We start from the raw sequence: 19,370 nt of genomic DNA on the forward strand, positions 1-19,370 counted from the left end.
AAGAAAGGAGAACAGCGGTGGCCCGGAGGACCCACGTCCTTCGGGCCTCCGCCACGCTGCTCAGCTGCTCAGCTCGTCAGCTGCTGTTCAGCCGTTCAGTCCTGCACCCAGGTCTCGGCCCAGGCGCGAGCGCCATTCATCATCAATCCGACGCCGGCCCCGACGAGGACGAATGAGGCACCGGCGTCGAGGTACTTCCGTGCCTGTTCGGGATCGAAGGCATTGACGCCGACGAGCTTTCCGGCCGCCTTGACCGCATCGAAGGTCCGCAGCACCGCATCGGTGACATCGGGATGCGTCTGCTGCCCGAGCAGACCCATCGAAGCAGCAAGGTCAGAGGGTCCGACGAACACCGCATCGATCCCATCGACCGCAGCGATCTCCGCCGCGTTGTCCACCGCCGTAGCCGATTCGATCTGCACGGTCAGGGACACAAGTTCCTCGGCCCGCGCGAGATAGTTCGGCACCGCGTTCCAGCGGGAGGCCCTCGCAAGTGCCGATCCCACCCCACGCACACCGCGAGGTGGGTAGTGCACGGAACGCACGGCTGCCTCGGCGTCGGCAGGGGTATCGATCATCGGCACGAGCAGGTTCTGCGTACCGAGGTCGAGGTACTGCTTGATGAGGACCTGGTCGTTCACAGGCACCCGCACGACGGGAGTCGCGGGATATCCGTTCATGGCACGCAGCAGACTGGTCGTGGTCTCCAGGCCGATCGGCGAATGCTCGGCGTCGATGAGCACCCACTGCATCCCGGAGGCCGCGGCGATCTCTGCAGCTGCAGGCGAGCCGGAGCAGACCCACATTCCGGCCAGATATTCTCCGTCACCTAGCTCGGTCACGCGCTGGGTGAAGGTCTGCGGCAGTTCTACTCGAAACGACATGTGATGACTCCCAAATCTCCGTAGTCGGCGTGGACTGTATCGCCCGGGCTGACCCACATGGGGCGGGTGAAGGACCCAGCCAGAACGGTTTCGTCTGCCTGGAGGACATCGCCGTGTTCGGCCAGTTTGTTCGCCAGCCACACGATGCCGCGGGCCGGGTGATCGAGGACGGCGGCGGCGAGGCCGGAGTCCTCCACCGACTCATTGCGGTACAGCAGTGCGCCGACCCGGCGCAGATCAACCGCGTCGACGGCCACCGGATTGCCACCGAGGACCATGGCCCCCAACGCAGCGTTGTCGGAGATCGTGTCGACGATGGTGCGGCCTTCCATCTCGATCCGCGAGGACAGCACCTCAAGCGCCGGCACTACGTATTCGGTGGCGCGCAGCACATCGATGAGACTGATGTCTGGCCCGCGCAGCTCGTCTTTCAGCACGAAGGCGAGTTCGACCTCGACTCGCACGCCCGAATACTGCGAGTGGTCGATGACCGAACCGGTGTCATAGACCTGGTCGGCGAAGATCGCACCGTAGTCGGGTTCGCTGATCCCCGTCGCCTGCTGCATCGGCTTCGAGGTCAGTCCGATCTTGTGACCGATCAGTCTGCGCCCGGATGCTTCGCCGCGGCGACGCCATTCGTTCTGCACAGCGTAGGAGTCCTCGACGGTCATGTCGGGGAACTTCGCCGTGAGCAGACCGATCTTCGTCCGGTCCTTCTCTGCCTGCGCCAGATCGTCGGCGATTGCCGCGATCGTTGATTCATCGAGCATGTGCACGTCTCCTCAGAGCTGGTGGCCCAATTTGAACTCGTCTTCTCCGTCGTCAGCACCGGAATGTTCACCGAAGTTCGTCGTCGCGTCCTCTCGGCGAGTATAGGAGAACCCGTCGGCGCCGATAGTGACGTCCATTTCGGAGTCGTCGGTGCGCTGAGTCAGCGACACCGGGTTGCCCTCGAGGTCGAGGACCGTGGAGGCGTCGGTGTACCAAGAGGGCACGACCGGGTTGCCCCACCAGTCACGGCGCTGGTTGTCGTGGACGTCCCAGGTCACGCGTGGGTTGTCGGGGTCGCCGGTGTAGTAGTCCTGCGTGTAGATCTCGATCCGGTGACCGTCGGGGTCGCGCAGGTAGAGGTAGAAGGCGTTCGAGACGCCGTGGCGGCCCGGTCCGCGCTCGATCGCGTCGGACAGGCGCAGCGCGCCGAGCTTGTCGCAGATGGCCAGGATGTTGTGCTTCTCGTGCGTGGCGAATGCGACGTGGTGCATCCGCGGTCCGTCGCCGCCGGTCATCGCGGTGTCGTGCACGGTGGGCTTGCGCCGCATCCATGCAGCGAAGACGGTGCCATCGGAGTCCTGGATGTCCTCGGTGACACGGAAGCCCAGGTTCTCCATGTAGTCCACGGCCTTCGGCACGTCCGGGGTGACCTGGTTGAAGTGGTCGATACGGACGAGTGCGCCCGGAGAGTAGAGGTCGTAGCGCCAGGCCAGACGTTCGACGTGGTCGACCTCGTAGAAGAATTCGTAGGGGAAGCCGAGGGGATCCTGGACGCGCACCGAATCACCGATGCCGGCGACGAATCCCTCCTTCTTCCGCACAACCGGGCAGCCGAGTTCGCGGTAGTACGCCTCGGCGGCGTCGACGTCTTCGGGGCTGCGCACACGGTAGGAGAATGCGGCCACCGCGGCAATCGGACCCTGGCGGAGGATCAGGTTGTGGTGGATGAACTCCTCCATGGACCGCAGGTAGACGGTGTTCTCGTCTTCCTCGGTGACCTGCAGATCGAGCACATCGACGTAGAAGTCGCGCGACTTCTTCAGATCGGTGACGACGAGCTCCATATAGGCGCACCGCAGAATGTCCGGGGCCGGAACTGATGGGACTGGGATTGTTTGGGACATGTGGTTTCCTCTCACTGCTTCCCGAAGACTGGATTGTGGACCTCGCCGAGGTTGATGTGCACGGACTGCTGCTCCGTGTAGAAGTCAATCGACCGGTAGCCGCCCTCGTGTCCGAGTCCCGAAGCCTTGACACCGCCGAAGGGGGTGCGAAGGTCGCGGACGTTGTTCGAGTTCAGCCACACCATTCCGGATTCGACGGCCTGTGAGAAGTTGTGCGCCCGCTTGAGGTCGGAGGTCCAGATGTAGGCGGCCAGACCGTACTTGGTGTTGTTGGCCAGCTGCAGCGCCTCCTCATCGGACTTGAAGGGTGTGATCGCGACGACGGGTCCGAAGATCTCCTCCTGGAAGATTCGAGCGTCCGGGGTGACATCGGCGAACACGGTCGGTTCGACGAAGTTGCCGGTATCGAACCCTTCGGGGCGGCCGCCGCCGGCGACGAGGCGAGCTTCCTGCTTGCCGATTTCGACGTAGGACATGACCTTGTCGTAGTGCTCGGGGTGGACCAGTGCGGCCACCTCGGTGCTGGGATCCGACGGCAGACCCACCTTCACACGCTTGGCCTGGGCAGCGTAGCGCTCGACGAACTCGTCATAGACGGACTCTTCGACGAGGATGCGCGAGCCGGCGGTGCAGCGTTCGCCGTTGAGGGAGAATACGCCGAAGACAGTGGCGTTGATGGCGGCGTCGAGGTCAGCATCGGCGAAGACGACGGCTGGTGACTTTCCGCCGAGCTCCATCGACAGGCCCTTGAGCCAGGGAGCGGCGTTGGCGAAGATCGTCTGACCCGTGCTCGACTCACCGGTGAAGGAGATGAGCGGAACGTCGGGATGCTTGACGAGGGAGTCTCCGGCGAAGCCCTCTTCGCCGAAGCCGTTGACCATATTGAACACGCCCTTGGGCAGTCCGGCCTCTTCGAAGATGCCCGGCCACAGCGAAGCTGAGAGCGGGGTGAATTCTGCGGGCTTGAGCACGACGGCGTTCCCGGTCGCGATGGCCGGAGCCAACTTCCAGGACTCGAGCATAAACGGCGTGTTCCACGGGGTGATGAGCCCGGCGACGCCGATGGGCTTGCGGTTGACATAGTTGGCCTGACGTCCGGGAACCTTGAACGCATCGTCAACCTGGGCGACGATGAGATCGGCGAAGAAGCGGAAGTTCTCCGCGGCGCGGTTGGCCTGTCCCTTGGCCTGGGTGATCGGCAGACCGGAGTCGAAGGACTCCATCTCGGCGAGTTCCTGGCTGCGGGTCTCGGCGATGTCGGCGATCTTGTTGAGCACGCGGGCACGCTCACGTGGGAGCATCGAAGGCCACGGACCTTCGTCGAAGGCCTGCTTCGCCGAGGCGACGGCTGCGTCGATGTCGGCCTTCTTACCTGATGCGGCCTTGATGTAGGGCTCGTTGGTCACCGGGTTGATGACGTCGAATTCCTCGCCGTCGATCGAATCGACGAACTCGCCGTTGATGTAGTGACGGATCTTCTCCGGCAGGTTCGCCGGAGTTGCAGTGGACTCGGTCATGACTTGTCCTCTTCTCTGTCGATGATTCCTGTGCTTGCAGGGGTATCGGGGGCTTTGGCTTGGGCTTCCTGGTAGCTGGCCAGGGTCGTTGAGCGGTGATTCCTCACGACTCGCTCGATCTCCTCCGCCGAGGCGCGGGCCCGGATGAGAGCGACGATCCTCGAGTGCTCGTCGACCGAACCCCGTGCCCGTTCGGGCACGAAGGAGAAGGTCGAGTTCCGCAGGTGCGCCAGACGGTCCCATTCGACGGCGACCAGGGTGTGCAGTCGTTCGTTCGGGCACCGTCGAAACAGTGCCGCATGGAATTCGTGGTTGAGGCGGGTGAACTCGGTGGGATCGAAGTCGGCGAGCAGGTCACGCATGCGCTCATTGATCGCATCCGCCTCGGCGAGATCGTGCTCGTCCAGGAATTCAAGAGCCTGCGCGGTCGCGGCTCCCTCGAGGATCGCCACGGCCTCCATCGACTGAGCGTAGGAGCTCTGGTCGACCATGGCGACCCGGGCACCGACATTGCGTTCGAAGGTCACGAGCCCATCGGCCTCGAGGCGGCGGATGGCCTCCCTGACCGGAACGACGGAGGTATCGAGCTCGAGAGCGATCTGAGCCAGCACCAGTTTGTGCCCGGGTTCGAAGGTCTGATCCGCGATGCACTTTCGGATCCAGCGGTAGGCCGTCTCCGCCTTGCTCAGTGAGCTCGGCTCCGCCGGTGCGTCGACGGCGTCAGCGGTTGTCATCGTGAGGCCTTCCAGGCGTCGAACTTCTCTTTCCATTCGCCCTTGGGCGGGAACAGCGACTCGATCGGATTGCCGGCTGCGACCTGTTCGGCCACCCATCCGTCTTCGATCTCCTTCGTCAGCGCAGAATCGACGACTTCCTCAACGAGATCGCGTGGGATGACGATGACTCCGTCGTCGTCTCCGACGATCACGTCACCGGGCAACACTGTGGCGTTTCCGCAGGCCACGGCCACGTCGGATTCCCACGGGACGTGCTTGCGGCCGAGTACGGCGGGGTTCTTCGACGTTGAGAACACGGGGAGGATCCCGGCCACCTCGGCGGAGTCGCGGACTCCCCCGTCGGTGATGACGCCTGTCGCGCCCTGAGCCTTGGCCCGCAGCGCGAGCACGTCGCCGAGGGTTCCTGAGCCGGATTCACCACGTGCTTCGATGACGACGACCTCGCCGGACTGCAGAGAGTCGAAGGCCCGCTTCTGGGCGTTGTATCCGCCGCCGTGCGATTTGAACAGGTCCTCGCGGTTGGGCACGAAGCGCAATGTCTTCGCGGTGCCCACGACCTTGCTGCCGGGCACCAGGGGCGAGACGCCTTCGATGACCACGTTGTTGAGCCCGCGTGCACGCAGCTGGGCGGACAGGCCCGCAGTGGGTGCTTCAGTCAGTTTCGCGCGGAGCTCCTCGCTGAGCGGGCCAGTGCTGGCTGCCTCTTCCGGTGCCAGACCTGCTTCCTCACGTGATCCCCAGGCGTCGGCCTGCAGGGCTTCGGTCACGGCCGGGGTGCTGCCGAGGTTCGGGTCGAATGCGCCCGGCCCCTCGACGACGTTCGTGACGAGGCGGCCCGAGCTGAGCTCTGATCCGGTGCTCGCCGAGGTGGTGCTGACCTCGACCTCGACCGTGTCCCCGGGGGCCACGACAGTTGATCCTGCGGGAGTTCCGGTGAGGATGACGTCACCGGGCTCCAGGGTCATGTGCTGGCTGAGATCGGCGATGATCTGGGTCAGGGGGAAGATCAGCTGGGCGGCACTTGTGCCATCGTCCTGCTTGACCTCGCCGTTGACCCAGGTGCGGATGCGCAGGGACTGCGGGTCCGCCTCGGCGGCGGGGATGATGTTGGGACCCACCGGCGTGTAGCCGTCGCGGCTCTTCGACCGCAGATTCGAGCCCTTGTCGGGAGACTTGATGTCGTAGAGGCCGAAGTCGTTGGACGCGGTCACTCCTTCGACGAAGGTCCAGGCCTCCGACTGGCTCACGCAGTGGGCTGCGGTGCCGATGACGATTGCGATCTCCCCTTCGAAGGCGAGCAGCGATGTTCCGGCGGGACGTTCGATCGTCTCACCCGATGCGGCAAGAGAGCTGGTGGCCTTGAGGAAATAGGACGGCTGGGAGGGCCGTTTTCCGCGCTGGGCTGAGCGTGACTCGTAGGCCACATGGACGGCAATGATTTTGCCCGGTCGGACTGGAATACCAGCTGGAGTCGACATCGATCTCGCACCTCATTTCGATTGGCTTTCACCCAGATCGTATATGATACGGTTCCGGAGGACAAGTAGTCCGCGTCACATGACTGAGGTCACGTCAGCGTTCCGATAGCTGCGATCCCATGGGACAGCGGCACTAACGCAGCAGCCTCAAAGCGACACAGGAGTCATGGTGAGTAAAAAGCACACCCAAGGTCGGGTGGCATTCGCGACCGTCGTCGGTACCAGCATCGAGTGGTACGACTACTTCCTCTATGCGGCAGCCTCAGGGCTGATCTTCAACGAGCTGTTCTTCGGCCCGCTGGGTTCGACGCTGTCGACCATGGTCGCCTTCGCCACCGTCGGCATCAGCTTCCTGTTCCGACCCCTGGGCGCTTTCCTGGCCGGACACTACGGCGACAAGTTGGGGCGACGGGTCGTCCTCATCATCACGCTCATCGCCATGGGTGCCGCCACCGCTCTGATCGGCTTCCTGCCGACCCACGATTCGATCGGCATCGCGGCACCCATCCTCCTCATCGTCCTGCGCATCATCCAGGGCATCTCAGCCGGCGGCGAGTGGGGCGGAGCGGTTCTTCTGGCCGTCGAGCACGCGGAGCCCAAACATCGCGGACTGCGCGGATCCTTCCCGCAGATCGGTGTCTCCATCGGACTCATCCTCTCCTCGGGCGTGCTCGCACTCATGACCGCGATCGCCCCGGGCGAAGCCTTCCTCGAGTGGGGCTGGCGGGTGCCGTTCTTCCTCTCGATCCTGCTCGTCGCCGTGGGCTACTGGATCCGCCGCGGCGTCGAAGAGTCCCCTGTCTTCCACGAGATCGCCGAGCGTAAGGAGCAGGTCGCCAATCCGCTGGGCAAGCTGTTCAAGAGCCACTGGCTGCTCGTCATCCTGGCCTCGCTGGTCTTCGTCGGCAATAATGCGGCCGGCTACATGACCACCGGCGGCTACATCCAGAACTACGCCACGGACCCAACCGGACCGGTCGGACTCGATCGCGGTCCCGTGCTCTGGGCCGTCTCCGCCTCGGCGGTGTCATGGCTGATCTTCACGATCATCGCCGGCTCCGTCTCAGACAAGATCGGTCGCAAGAACACCTATCTGCTGGGCTGGATGCTCCTGCTGATCGGCATCTTCTCACTCTTCCCGCTGGTCAACACCGGCAGCATCTGGATGCTCTTCCTGGGGCTGGTCATATTGACCGTCGGGCTCGGATTCACCTACGGACAGCAGCCGGCGATGTATGCCGAGATCTTCCCCTCCAGCGTGCGGTTCTCCGGCGTCTCGGTCTCCTATGCGATCGGGTCGATCCTGGGCGGAGCCTTTGCTCCCACGATCGCGAAGGCACTGGTCTCGTCGACCGGCACGACCACCTCGGTGGCCATCTATCTGGCCATCATGACGGCGATCGCGCTTATCGCCACGCTGGTCCTACGCGACCGCTCGCGCATCCCCCTGGGCCCCGACCACGAGGAGGAGCAGTCAGTGAGCCCGATCATAGGCATTGGCTCAAGATGACCTGAGTAACACAAGATCGTATATGAACTGCTAATATGGGAAAGTCACGAAGACGTGTGATGAACCGGAGGTTGACATGCATTTTCACCAGCACGGCTATGTGTCCGCAGACCCGCGGATCGAAGCTGCAGCAGGTTACGGAATCGATCGTCCACAGGACCTGCCCGATGAGGTCGATGTCCTCATCGTCGGCAGCGGCCCGGCGGGCATGGTCGCGGCGGCACAGCTGTCTCAGTATCCCGAGGTCAACACCCGGCTGATCGAGAAGCGGGACTCACGACTGGTCATCGGTCAGGCCGATGGCATCCAGGCCCGATCTGTCGAGACCTTCCAGGCGTTCGGATTCGCCGAGGAGATCATCCGCGAGGGTTATCACATCATCGACATGTCCTTCTGGAACCCGGACCCGGAGAATCCCGAGCACATCATCCGAACGGGACGGCCGAAGGACGATGAGACCGGAATCAGCGAGTTCCCGCACCTCATCGTCAACCAGGCTCGCGTCCTCGACTACTTCGCTCAGTTCGCCAAGCAGTCCCCTGGACGCGTCGAGCCCGACTACGGCATCGAGTTCGTCGATCTGAGGGTCGACGGTGACGCCGATTCCGAACACCCGGTGACGGTGACCGTTCGCTATACCGCAGGAGCGCGCGCAGGCGAAGAGCGCACGATCCGCGCCGGTTATGTCGTCGGCTGCGACGGAGCCCGCTCGGGCGTACGCCGGTCGATCGGTCGCACGATGACCGGCGACCAGGCCAATCATGCCTGGGGCGTCATGGACGTGCTCGCCAACTCCGACTTCCCCGATATCCGCACTAAGTGCGCCATCTCCTCCAAACATGGCAACATCCTTCACATCCCCCGCGAGGGCGGGCACCTGTTCCGCATGTACGTCGACCTCGGCGAGGTCCCAGAGGACGATGCACGTAAGGTGCGGCAGACGAGCGTCGACGAGATCATCGATCGCGCGAACGCCATCATCAAGCCCTACAGCATCGACGTGAAGAACGTCGCCTGGCACAGTGTCTATGAGGTCGGGCACCGTCTCACCGATGCCTTCGACGACACCGACGACACCACTCCCGGATCACCGTGTCCACGCGTGTTCATCACCGGCGACGCCTGCCACACACACTCGGCGAAGGCCGGTCAGGGCATGAACGTGTCGATCCAGGACGGGTTCAACATCTCGTGGAAGCTCGGCCAGGTGCTGTCAGGACGATCCTCACAGGAGCTGCTGCGGACCTATTCCGCCGAGCGTCAGGTCACGGCGAAGAACCTCATCGACTTCGACAAAGAATGGTCGACACTGATGGCCACTCCCCAGGAGGATCTGCCGGACGAGACTTACCTGCAGGACTTCTACGTCAAGACCGCTGAGTTCCCGGCCGGGTTCATGACCGAGTACACCGAGTCGATGATCACCGCGTCCACCGAGCACCAGGAGCTGGCCACCGGTTTCCCCGTGGGCAAGAGGTTCAAGTCTGCTCGAGTCCAGCGCAACTGCGACGCCAACTACATCCACCTCGGCCATCGGGCGCGGGCCGACGGCCGCTGGCGCGTCTATGTCTTCGCCGATGCGCCGGTACCGGGTAACAACGCCTCGTCCAAGGTCACCCAGTTGGCCGACTGGCTCAACGCGGATCCGGCCTCGCCGTTGGTCAGATTCCGTCGTGCAGGCGAGGACCTCGACAGCCTCCTCGAGCTCAGCGTCATCTACCAGCAGGGACACACGGAGTTCTCCTTCCCCGATGTGCCGACGGTCTTCCGCCCGCATGTGGGCGAGTTCAGCCTTGAGTATGTGGAGAAGATCTACGCGACGCTGCCCGATGAAGACATCTTCGACGTGCGCGGCATCAGCCGTGACGGTGCCGTGGTCGTGGTCCGTCCCGATCAGTACGTATCGGGCATCTTCCCGTTGGATGCCCATGACGAGATCGGCAGCTTCTTCGACGGAGTGTTCGTCTCCGAACAGTGACGTGTCGGATCCAGCGACTCATAGGATCAAGTGACTCGTAGGATCCACTGACGCCGACGTCTCTGCAGTGAGGGCATTCCTCATCTGAAGAGGCGTCGGCGTTGTCGTTGGGCAATGAATCCGCTGATGCCGGCTGCGATCAGCATGAAGCTCCCCAAAGCCCAAAAATTCACTCCCGCCGCCGGAAAGCCGGAGACGGTGGCATTGACCGATTCTCCGGACGACGTTTCGCCTCTCCACCGGACAGACGGCGGATTCGCCAGGATCCAGTCCAGCATGAGGTACAGGCCCACGCCGAAGGCCACGACGACCGCTGACCACCAAGCAGGTGGATCCATGGTCAGACCTGTTGCCGCGCAGAGGATGACCGCAGACCACGCAAGCAGGATGCCGGGGCTCATATCCACGAGGTCGGTTGTGTTGAGGCCCAGAGACGTGAGTGTGACACCCTTGACGTCCGATGCCGTGTTCTCCATGATCGGCACCCAGATCATGACGATCCACGCGGCCATACTCAGCAGCGGCAGCAGACGCGCAGCGCTGCCGGCCAGGGTTCGATGCTGGCGGACGACGAACCGGCCAGGGTTGCTGGGGCTGATGGGGCTGCTGGGGCTAATTGGGCTGATGAGGCTGATGGGGCTGATGGGGCTGATGGGGCTGCTGACGACAAGCCAGCGGCGGATGCGTGGGCGGAAACGATCAGGCGACTGCTGACGTTCACCGATGAGGCCGCAGATCCCCGCAGCGATCAGAGCCATACTCCCGATTGCCCACAATGCAGCCCCCGCCGCGGGAGAGGCCACTTCCATGCCGCCGATCCACCTCCCGCTCTCGTCCTGACCGTCCCACATCAGCGACGGAGGCTCGGCCACCATGTTGATCAGCGACGCTAGGACAGCGATGCCGAGACAGACCGTGACCCAGGCCCACATCAGCAAACGGTCGACGAGCCATGCCGAGATCACACAGGCGAGCAGACAGCACCAGATGATGACGAATTCGGGATCGAGATCGCTCAGGCCGCGGGAGACATCACCCAACGAGGTGACGACAATTCTCATGGACCCTCTGGTGTGCAGACTGTTGAGCGAACTGTCGAGAACCGGCACCCACAGTGTGATCACCCACGCGCACAGCGCCAGAATCGGCAACAGCCTCGCAGCGAATCGCAGGCGCTGCCTATGTGGTCGGTGGCGTGGACGCCTCATTGTGGTCTTGCGCGCACTCATGGCTGCCGCATCGGACGAGATCTGCCAGCAGACGATCCGGCGCTCCCCGCTGCACCAAGCGCCAAAGCCCCCACCAAGCACACGAAGAAGCCGAAGTCAGGGAGTGCGACTTCCATGCCGCCCGTCGGCATTCCATCAGCAGTCTGACCGTCCCACAACAGAGACGGCGGGTTGAGAGCGGCGATCACGAGAACGACGATGAGGAGCGCGGCGACGACCATCGCTGCACCGGACCACCAGCGGGAGATTCCGAAGACCAGAGGCAGAATCGAGAAGACGACCACCAACAGCCAGACTGCGAAGAATCCTGGAACAGCAGTCGCCGGATCAAACGGGTTCTCCCCCATCGACGTGATCCTGATCCTCGGCCCGTCATCGTTTCCGCTGTCGAGGATGGGCACGAAGATCGTGATCACCCACGCGGCGACAGTTACCAGCGGCAGGAGAGCCGCAATCCGGCGGAGGCGCGCTGTTGGGGCGGAGGGTCCGTGAGAACTGCCGTCGTCAACATTCATACTCAGTATCCTGCGGCGGATCGTGGTGTCAGCCGTGTCGGATTTGTTGCAGTCTCAGCACGTCACCCGGTGTCGAGCATCCCCGAGCGCAGAGTCTCCTCAATTGTGCTTCCCGTCGAAGACTCTGGCACACGCCGCCGGCCAGACGACCGAGTTCGGCCAGGTCTACGGGACCGGGGACGGTAGCGAAGACTCACTGCCGGTGGAAGGCGCAGAGGATCGACCACCTCGGCGATCTCGCAATCGGTGCTCTCCCCCGCAGGCGCCGCTTCCACGAACTTCCTGGCCTCCGAGGCCGAGATCGGAAGGAACGGCAGCTCCGCCTCGCGCCCGCCGACGTCGCCCGACTCCGGATCGGCGTCAGGTGGGTCTCTCTGCGGTTCGAGCAGCCCGGCGAGTTGCAGCCGCCAACCGTCGGCGGCGTTCGCATCCGGTGGTGCTGTACCGGGTCGTGGGTATCTCATTCGTCTCACGAACGGAGGTGTTGCCGCTTCGTAGTCGAGTCCGCTCGGTGTGGTGACCTTCAGCCCCCGAGCCGTGGCCTCGTGCTTCCACCCCGGGTGTTCCTTGGCATAGTTGCAGGCTGCGCACAGGCCCGAGCCGTTCTCCCACGAGGTCGCTCCCCCGGATGCATATCCCTCGGAGTGATCGGCGTGCTTGATCCTGGCATCACACCACGGCGTCCGGCACACGTCATCGCGGTAGACGACCATCTGCCTGAGCAATCCGGTGAAGGACCGCGAGCGTGATTCCATGCCCACCAGTTGGCCATCGGTGACCTGTGAGAACATGCGGCGGATGAATACCTCCGCCTCGTTTGCGGCGATGAAGCTGCGGGCCGTCTTGGCTGGCAGGGGGCCGAATCCGGGCAGCCACGCGGGAACCATGCCGTCGGAGAACAGGGATTCCGCCTCGACGACCAGGTGGACTTCGGTCGGCACAGCCTCGGCGCCTGCCTGACCGGTGAGCCGCTCGACGAGGGTGTCGGCCATGAGCTGATTGTGCCTGCGACCTTTCGCCGTTCCGGCCGCCAGGGCTGAATCTGTCGCCTCGCGCAGTCCTTCGTACACCGCGACTGCCTGTTGGATGGGCAGAATCGCAGAGACCCGTCCCGTCCCGTCGTCGAGCGGGGTCATCGTCACACGCCGATTGGCTGTTGCCCTCTTCGCCCGTTCGGCAGCGGCTTCGTCGTTCATCTCCTCTGCCAGGGCTCGTGCTTCGGTCCGCAGACTCCGCAGACCCGATGGCCCCATACTCGATTTCATTCGAGTGTCGACCTTGCGTCGGTCGGCGGAAGGCAGGCATGCGGTCTCGTCGACCATGATGCGTGCCTTGTCCTCGGAGATCTCACCCGAGGACAGTGCCTTGAATGTGTTCGGCAATTCGCCGACGATTGCACGCGAAGCGGAGAGGAACCTCCGGCCGCTGCCTGGTGAGACTCTCTTCGCCAAGGCGATCTCCTCGGCAGCGTGGATACCGCAGTCGCGGTCCGGGACCTGGTTGAGCGCATCTCGACGCCGACGCAGCACCTCGAAAGCCACCGCTTCGGCCGACTGCACGGAAGCAATCGTTGCTTTGAGGGACTCAAGTGCACCGATCCGAGCGAGCGCAGCAGACTCGGTCACCGCAGACGCGGCGCCGCGCAGGATAGAGGCGAAGCCGTCGATCTCCGCGATGAGATCATGATCCGCCGGTGGCGTCTCCACAACGATGCTCGCGTTCATGTCAGTACACTACAAGTCGCTGCTGACACGAGATTTCCCAACCGATCGGGATACTAGCCGACGTCCCTCTGAATCCGATTGAGCACCATGTCCATGGCCACGATATTGTGCCCGCCATCAGGGATGATGATGTCCGCATTGCGCTTCGAGGGCTCGACGTAGAGTTCATGCATCGGCTTCACGGTTCCCAGATACTGGTCCTCGACCGACTGCAGGGTTCGGCCTCGTTCGACGACGTCACGTTTGATCCGCCGCAGCAGACGAACATCGGCGTCCGTGTCGACGAAGAGTTTGATGTCCAGCAGTTCGCAGATCCGGGGCTCTGCGAAGATGAGGATTCCCTCGACGATGATCACCGGCGATGGTTCGACCAGAGTCGTGCGATCGCTGCGATTGTGGATCGAGAAGTCATAGACCGGGCTCTCGACCGACTGTGAGGACCGCAGTGCGCGCAGGTGCTCGACGAAGAGGTCGTTGTCGAAGGCGTCGAGATCGTCGTAGTTGACCTTCTCCCGTTCTTCGTACGTCAGTTCGTCTCGCCGCCGATAGTAGTTGTCGTGAAAGAGCACCGAGGGTGGTCCCGCGCACTTGTCCAGCAGCGCCTGGGTCAAGGTCGTCTTTCCGCTGCCGGTGCCGCCGGCCACGCCTACAATCAAGGTCTCCACGGTTCAACTATCCCTTTCGGCTGTGCGGACTCAAGCACTGACTTTCCCCAAATTTATACCAGTCACCCTCGCCGAGGTTGTCCGGCGGGGCCGTTCAACGCCGCCGGGTGAGCTGTGCCCAGAGGTCCTGGTCGAACCGGCGGCGAGCAAAAAGTCCGGCCATGTGCCTGACCGCGTTGTCGACCTTGCCCCGCCAGGCGCTCACAGCGGTGTCGGCATCCCCCAGCGACAGCGCCTTGAAGATGGCACGGTCGTCTATGAGGATGCGATCGCTGGCCGGTGAGTAGTCGAGCTGCAGGACAGAGATGAACAGACGCAGACGCAGCGTCAGGGCTTCGAAGGCGCGAGCGCTCTGCCGCAGTCCGGACGCTCGGGCCAGTTCCTGCTGGAAATGGAGGTCTGCGTCCTCGACGTCGATGCCGCTCTTCGTCGCCGCCGATGCCTCCACCTGCCGCAGCGCCAGCTGCACAGGCACGAAGTAGCGCTTCGGCCGAAGCGCCAGAGACCGCAGCAGAACCTCCCCCACCGCCATACGCCCGGCATAGAGGTCGAGAACGTCGAGGGTCGTGATCAGAGGAATTCTCGAGCCACCACGTGAGCCGTCAAGCAGCTTGTCATCGACCATGCGCCGGAGTGCGGCGTCCACCGAGGAACGGGGCACCTGCATACGGCGTGACAGGAGGCGCGGGTTGATTCTGTCTCCGGGCTCATAACCGGAGTCGATGATCTCCTCACGCAGCGCGATCGCCAGATGCTCGGTGATGGATCGCGTCTCCTTCGGCAGCCACGAAGAGATCTCCATTGAGTCAGAATTGTTGGAACTTCTCCGGGGGTCTGCTTGACTCGATTGCCGCCACATCACGCCTTCGAAACCATGCCGCACGCGAACGGCGAGCATGTCGAGCAGAGACCCGGGAATATCGCGGCAAGTGGCGAGAGCGGATTTGACGGCGTCGAGGAACTCTGCGAACTCACGGTGGACCGCGATGTTCGCGCTCTCTGCCGTATCGTTCGTCTCTCCATGAGGATCGAAGACGACGAAGCGCTCCCGGTCGCTCCCTGCCTGAAGCAGCTCGAGCATCACCGCTGCATCGGTCTGGCGATGCTCGCTGTCGAATCGCTGCGGCCAATGCTGGACCCCTGCCGAACGCAGACCGGCCACGATGCCGGCGATGCGGCGCTGAACCCGCCGCGCTGAGACTGCGCTCGTGCGTTCAGCTCGTTGATCGGCAACGCGTATACCGATGATGACCAGGGGGAATCCTCCCGCTACGGCAGTGATCTCATCGCCACCGCGCACCTGATCCCGCGGCACTGTCATGCCCCTCATCGCACGAGATACGATGCTCTGGCTCAGGCCAGTGGCATCAGCCAGCGCCCGGGTCGAATAGTCCTTCCCAGAGATCCTCGCCCCTGCCGTGCTCACGAGAGCTTCCACCACCTGATCGGCCGTGCTCTGGATCTGCGGACGGCCACTTCGGGGACGATCCTCGAGATCGGATCTCACCATCCACCGACGCAGACTCGACGGTGAGACGTCCAACTCAGCTGCCACCTCGGCGATGGAGGACGAGGCCGTCCTGGCAACGGCGTCACGACGCATTTCTGAGGAATACATCACGCTATTCTATTACTTCTGACTCAACTATGTCTGCGATTGGTCACGAGCCCTTCACCCCGTATTCTCTCCGGCGCATACTGTTCACAACGATCCCGTCAACGGTCAACGGCGACGCGGGAACAGCTGGCACAGACACCAGCCAGACTCATCCAGAGTTCGTCCAACAGAAAAGGAACGAGCAGTTGTTGCACACAGACTCCGATCTTGATCAGCTCACCAGTCGCTCCATCGACACCGTTCGCAAATGGCTGCGCGTGGCAACGAGCAAGACCACGGCCAAGAACCCTGCCGCCGAACGCCTCTCGGCAGTGCTCTCCGACCCCAACGGCCTCGACTTCACCGTCGGATTCGTCGACCGGGTCGTGCGCACCGATGATGTGCACGCCGCCGCCGATGCCCTGGCTGAGGTCGGCAAACTTGCGCCCGAGACGATGTCTGCCCTCGACCGCGCCCAGATCAAGACCGGTGCCGCTCTGGCTCGGGCACTGCCGCAGGTCGTCGTTCCGGCAGCCCGCACCCGCCTGCGTCAGATGGTCGGGCACATGGTCGTCGATGCCCGCGACAAGCAGTTCGGCAAGGCCGTTGCCGCGCTGACCGCAGACGGTCACCGACTCAACATCAACCTCCTCGGCGAGGCTGTCCTCGGTGATGGCGAAGCCGACCATCACCTCGAGGAGACCCACCGACTGCTGGCCCGCGAAGACGTCGACTACGTCTCCGTCAAGGTCTCCTCTGTCGCTTCTCAGATCTCCATGTGGGCCTTCGACGAGACCGTCGACTACGTGGTCGAACGCCTGCGTCCGCTCTACCAGCAGGCGGCGAAGGCACCGACCGGGTCCAAGTTCGTCAACCTGGATATGGAGGAGTACCGGGACCTTGAGCTGACGATCGCGGTCTTCACCCGTCTGCTCGCCGAACCCGAGTTCAAGAACCTCGAGGCCGGCATCGTCATCCAGGGCTACCAGCCCGACGCGCTGGGCGCCGTGCAGCGTCTGAGCGAGTTCGCCAATGAACGTGTCGCCAACGGCGGAGTCGGGATCAAGGTTCGTCTCGTCAAGGGCGCGAACCTCGCGATGGAGACCGTCCACGCGGAGATCGCCGGCTGGCCGGCGACGACGTGCGATTCGAAGCAGTCCACAGACGCGAACTACAAGCACGTCCTCCATTGGCTCTTCACTCCCGAGCGGATGAAGGGGCTGCGCATCGGCGTGGCAGGCCACAACCTCTTCGACATCGCCTTCGCCCACCACCTGTCGCTCGACCGGGAAGTCACCGACCGCGTGGAGTTCGAGATGCTGCAGGGCATGGCCTCGGAACAGGCCGCCGCGGTGACAGAGGACGTCGGAGATCTCCTCCTCTACGTCCCGGCTGTGCATCCGAAGGAATTCGACGTCGCAATCTCCTACCTCGTGCGCAGGCTCGAGGAGAACTCGTCGTCCGAGAACTTCATGTCCGGCATCTTCGACCTGGCCAACGGCAACGAGGTCTTCGTTCGGGAGGCGGACCGCTTCCGTGAGTCAGTTGCACAACTCGAGGACATCCTCGAGACCGACGGTGATACCGCGCCGAGGCCGAACCGGCACCAGGACCGTTCGGCCGAACGCGATGTCTCCGGGCCCGCCCCGACTGAGTTCTTCAATGAGCCTGACACCGATCCCTCGCTGCCGGCGAACCAGAAGTGGGCCAAGGAGATCATCGCCGAGGCGACCGCCCCCGGATATCTCGACGACCGTCCGAAGACGCCGAAGGTCGACTCGGCCGCGAAGCTCGATGAGATGATCGCCGATGGCCGCGAGGCTGCCAAAGCCTGGCGTGCGCTGGGTGCTGCCGGTCGTGGGGAGATCCTCCATCGGGCCGCCGAAGTGGTCGCCGCCCGTCGTGGCGAGTTCATCGCCGTCGAGGCCGCCGAGGTTGGGAAGATGCCGTCCCAGTCCGATCCGGAGATCTCAGAGGCCATCGACTTCATCCGCTACTACGCTCTGAACGCCCCGGAGCTGGAGACCCTCGAAGGAGCGAACTTCGTTCCCGATGAGATGGTCGTCGTCACCCCGCCGTGGAACTTCCCCATCGCCATCCCCACCGGAGGCACCGTGGCAGCGTTGGCGGCCGGTTCGGCCGTCATCCACAAACCGTCGAAGCCCACACCGCACTGTTCGGCCCTCATCATCGACTGCCTGTGGGAAGCCGGCGTCCCGAAGGACGTGCTGCAGCTGTGCACGCCTTCGGACCGGGACCTCAGCCGTCATCTCGTCGCCCACCCGGATGTCGACCGTGTCATCCTCACCGGTGCCTCCGAAACGGCGGCCCTGTTCAAGTCCTTCCGTCCGGACCTGCACGTCAACGCGGAGACCTCGGGCAAGAACGCTCTGCTCATCACTCCGGCGGCTGACCGCGATCTGGCCGTGGCCGATCTCGTGTATTCCGCCTTCGGACATGCCGGTCAGAAGTGCTCGGCCGCCTCGTTGGGCATCATGGTCGGCTCGACCTACGACTCCGAGCGCTACCGCAAGCAGCTCATCGATGCTGCTTCCTCAATGGTCGTCGACTGGCCGGCGAACATGTCGGCGACGATGGGTCCGCTGACCGAGGATCCCTCCGACAAGCTCGAACGGGCCCTGACCTCCCTCGAACCGGGTGAGTCCTGGCTGCTCGAGCCCAAGCAGCTCGATGACACGGGCCGGCTGTGGAGCCCGGGAATCAAGGACGGCGTCAAGCCGGGATCCTTCTTCCACCTCACCGAGGTGTTCGGTCCGGTGCTCGGTCTCATGCACGCCCGCGACCTCGACGAGGCCATCGAGTTCCAGAATGATGTGGACTTCGGCCTCACCGGCGGCATCCACTCCCTCGACCCCGAGGAGGTGCGCACCTGGCTCGACCATGTCCAGGTCGGCAACGCCTACGTCAACCGCGGCATCACCGGTGCAATCGTTCGGCGCCAGTCCTTCGGCGGCTGGAAGCAGTCCTCCGTCGGGCTCGGCTCGAAGGCCGGTGGCCCGAACTACCTCATGCTCTTCGGCCACTACACCGACGATCCCTCCACACTGCCAGGCGCCACTGACGCAAGCCAGAACCTGGAACTGGCCAAGGCCGACGACGAACGTTGGCTGGCGCGGGAGTTCGGCGCGGCGAAGGATCACACGGGCCTGCAGTCAGAGGCCAACATCTTCCGCTACCGGCCCCGCCCGGTCACACTGCGAGTGACCTCGACATCGTCGCTGTTCGATCTGGAGAGGTCATTGCACGCGGCGAAATGCGTCGGGTCGACCGTGCAGCTGTCCGTCGCCGAGGAGGTGGCCCCCGAGGTGAAGATCGCCGCCACGAACGCGGGTGTCGCAGCTCGGACCGAGTCCGCAGCGACATTCGCGAACATGGTCGGCGAAGGACGCTACGACGACTCCGTCGGTGCCCGCATCCGCGTGCTCGGACCGCAGGAACCTGAGCTGCTGGCGGCCACCGCACCACGCCCCGAAGTTGCGGTCATCGATGAACCGGTGACCTCCTCGGCGCGGGTGGAGATGCGGTACTACGTGCAGGAGCAGGCAGTGTCGATGACCCTGCACCGCTTCGGCAACCCCAGTCGGGACTTCCACGAGCTGGCGGCCGAGCTCAAGGCCTGA

Annotated in this window: 14 protein-coding genes; 3 read left to right on the top strand and 11 right to left on the bottom strand. The window is 63.8% G+C overall.

Annotated features, from left to right (window positions below; genetic code table 11):
* Positions 1 to 95: 95 nt before the first annotated feature.
* The 6 genes from HU144_RS18220 to HU144_RS18245 are packed head-to-tail and all read right to left on the bottom strand — an operon-like array spanning position 96 to position 6,511.
* On the bottom strand, positions 96 to 884 hold the full coding sequence (locus HU144_RS18220; RefSeq protein WP_235352494.1) for an HpcH/HpaI aldolase family protein: 789 nt from the start codon (positions 882 to 884) through the stop codon (positions 96 to 98).
* A complete protein-coding gene (locus HU144_RS18225) occupies positions 869 to 1,654 on the bottom strand; it encodes a fumarylacetoacetate hydrolase family protein (protein ID WP_235352495.1) in 786 nt (261 codons plus the stop codon). Before HU144_RS18225 ends, HU144_RS18220 begins: the two co-directional genes overlap by 16 nt.
* A 12-nt stretch (positions 1,655 to 1,666) precedes the next feature.
* A complete protein-coding gene (gene hpaD, locus HU144_RS18230; RefSeq protein WP_198398040.1) occupies positions 1,667 to 2,779 on the bottom strand; it encodes a 3,4-dihydroxyphenylacetate 2,3-dioxygenase in 1,113 nt (370 codons plus the stop codon).
* 11 nt (positions 2,780 to 2,790) lie between these two features.
* Positions 2,791 to 4,296, bottom strand: a complete 1,506-nt coding sequence (gene hpaE / locus HU144_RS18235) for a 5-carboxymethyl-2-hydroxymuconate semialdehyde dehydrogenase (protein WP_235352496.1) — start codon at positions 4,294 to 4,296, stop codon at positions 2,791 to 2,793.
* Complete coding sequence (locus HU144_RS18240) at positions 4,293 to 5,030, bottom strand: GntR family transcriptional regulator (protein WP_198398042.1); 738 nt, start codon at positions 5,028 to 5,030, stop codon at positions 4,293 to 4,295. Before HU144_RS18240 ends, hpaE begins: the two co-directional genes overlap by 4 nt.
* The gene (locus HU144_RS18245) at positions 5,027 to 6,511 is read right to left on the bottom strand and encodes a fumarylacetoacetate hydrolase family protein (protein ID WP_235352497.1); all 1,485 of its coding nucleotides are present in this window, start codon (positions 6,509 to 6,511) and stop codon (positions 5,027 to 5,029) included. The genes HU144_RS18240 and HU144_RS18245 overlap by 4 nt, the downstream gene beginning before the upstream one ends.
* 166 nt (positions 6,512 to 6,677) lie before the next feature.
* On the opposite strand from HU144_RS18245, the gene HU144_RS18250 reads away from it, so the two are divergent.
* Positions 6,678 to 8,021: an MFS transporter gene (locus HU144_RS18250; RefSeq protein WP_235352498.1), complete on the top strand. Its 1,344-nt coding sequence runs from the start codon at positions 6,678 to 6,680 to the stop codon at positions 8,019 to 8,021.
* A gap of 76 nt (positions 8,022 to 8,097) precedes the next feature.
* Positions 8,098 to 9,999: an FAD-binding monooxygenase gene (locus HU144_RS18255; protein WP_235352499.1), complete on the top strand. Its 1,902-nt coding sequence runs from the start codon at positions 8,098 to 8,100 to the stop codon at positions 9,997 to 9,999.
* A gap of 80 nt (positions 10,000 to 10,079) precedes the next feature.
* Here HU144_RS18255 and HU144_RS18260 read toward each other — a convergent pair whose 3' ends face one another.
* The 5 genes from HU144_RS18260 to HU144_RS18280 all read right to left on the bottom strand — a co-directional run bounded on the left by HU144_RS18260 (position 10,080) and on the right by HU144_RS18280 (position 15,750).
* On the bottom strand, positions 10,080 to 11,060 hold the full coding sequence (locus HU144_RS18260) for a hypothetical protein (RefSeq protein WP_235352500.1): 981 nt from the start codon (positions 11,058 to 11,060) through the stop codon (positions 10,080 to 10,082).
* A 164-nt stretch (positions 11,061 to 11,224) separates the two neighbouring features.
* Positions 11,225 to 11,743 carry a hypothetical protein gene (locus tag HU144_RS18265; protein ID WP_235352501.1) on the bottom strand — a complete coding sequence of 173 codons (519 nt, stop codon included), beginning with the start codon at positions 11,741 to 11,743 and terminating at the stop codon, positions 11,225 to 11,227.
* Positions 11,744 to 11,805: 62 nt separating this feature from the next.
* A complete protein-coding gene (locus HU144_RS18270) occupies positions 11,806 to 13,467 on the bottom strand; it encodes an HNH endonuclease (protein ID WP_235352502.1) in 1,662 nt (553 codons plus the stop codon).
* Between the two features lie 53 nt (positions 13,468 to 13,520).
* Positions 13,521 to 14,132 carry a uridine kinase gene (gene udk / locus HU144_RS18275; RefSeq protein ID WP_235352503.1) on the bottom strand — a complete coding sequence of 204 codons (612 nt, stop codon included), beginning with the start codon at positions 14,130 to 14,132 and terminating at the stop codon, positions 13,521 to 13,523.
* Positions 14,133 to 14,226: 94 nt separating this feature from the next.
* Positions 14,227 to 15,750, bottom strand: coding sequence for a transposase (locus HU144_RS18280; protein ID WP_235352504.1), 1,524 nt, complete (start codon positions 15,748 to 15,750; stop codon positions 14,227 to 14,229).
* 185 nt (positions 15,751 to 15,935) lie between these two features.
* On the opposite strand from HU144_RS18280, the gene HU144_RS18285 reads away from it, so the two are divergent.
* A complete protein-coding gene (locus tag HU144_RS18285) occupies positions 15,936 to 19,370 on the top strand; it encodes a proline dehydrogenase family protein (protein ID WP_235352505.1) in 3,435 nt (1,144 codons plus the stop codon).

The sequence above is a fragment of the Brevibacterium sp. UCMA 11752 genome (assembly GCF_021532235.1).
GTDB lineage: Bacteria > Actinomycetota > Actinomycetes > Actinomycetales > Brevibacteriaceae > Brevibacterium > Brevibacterium antiquum.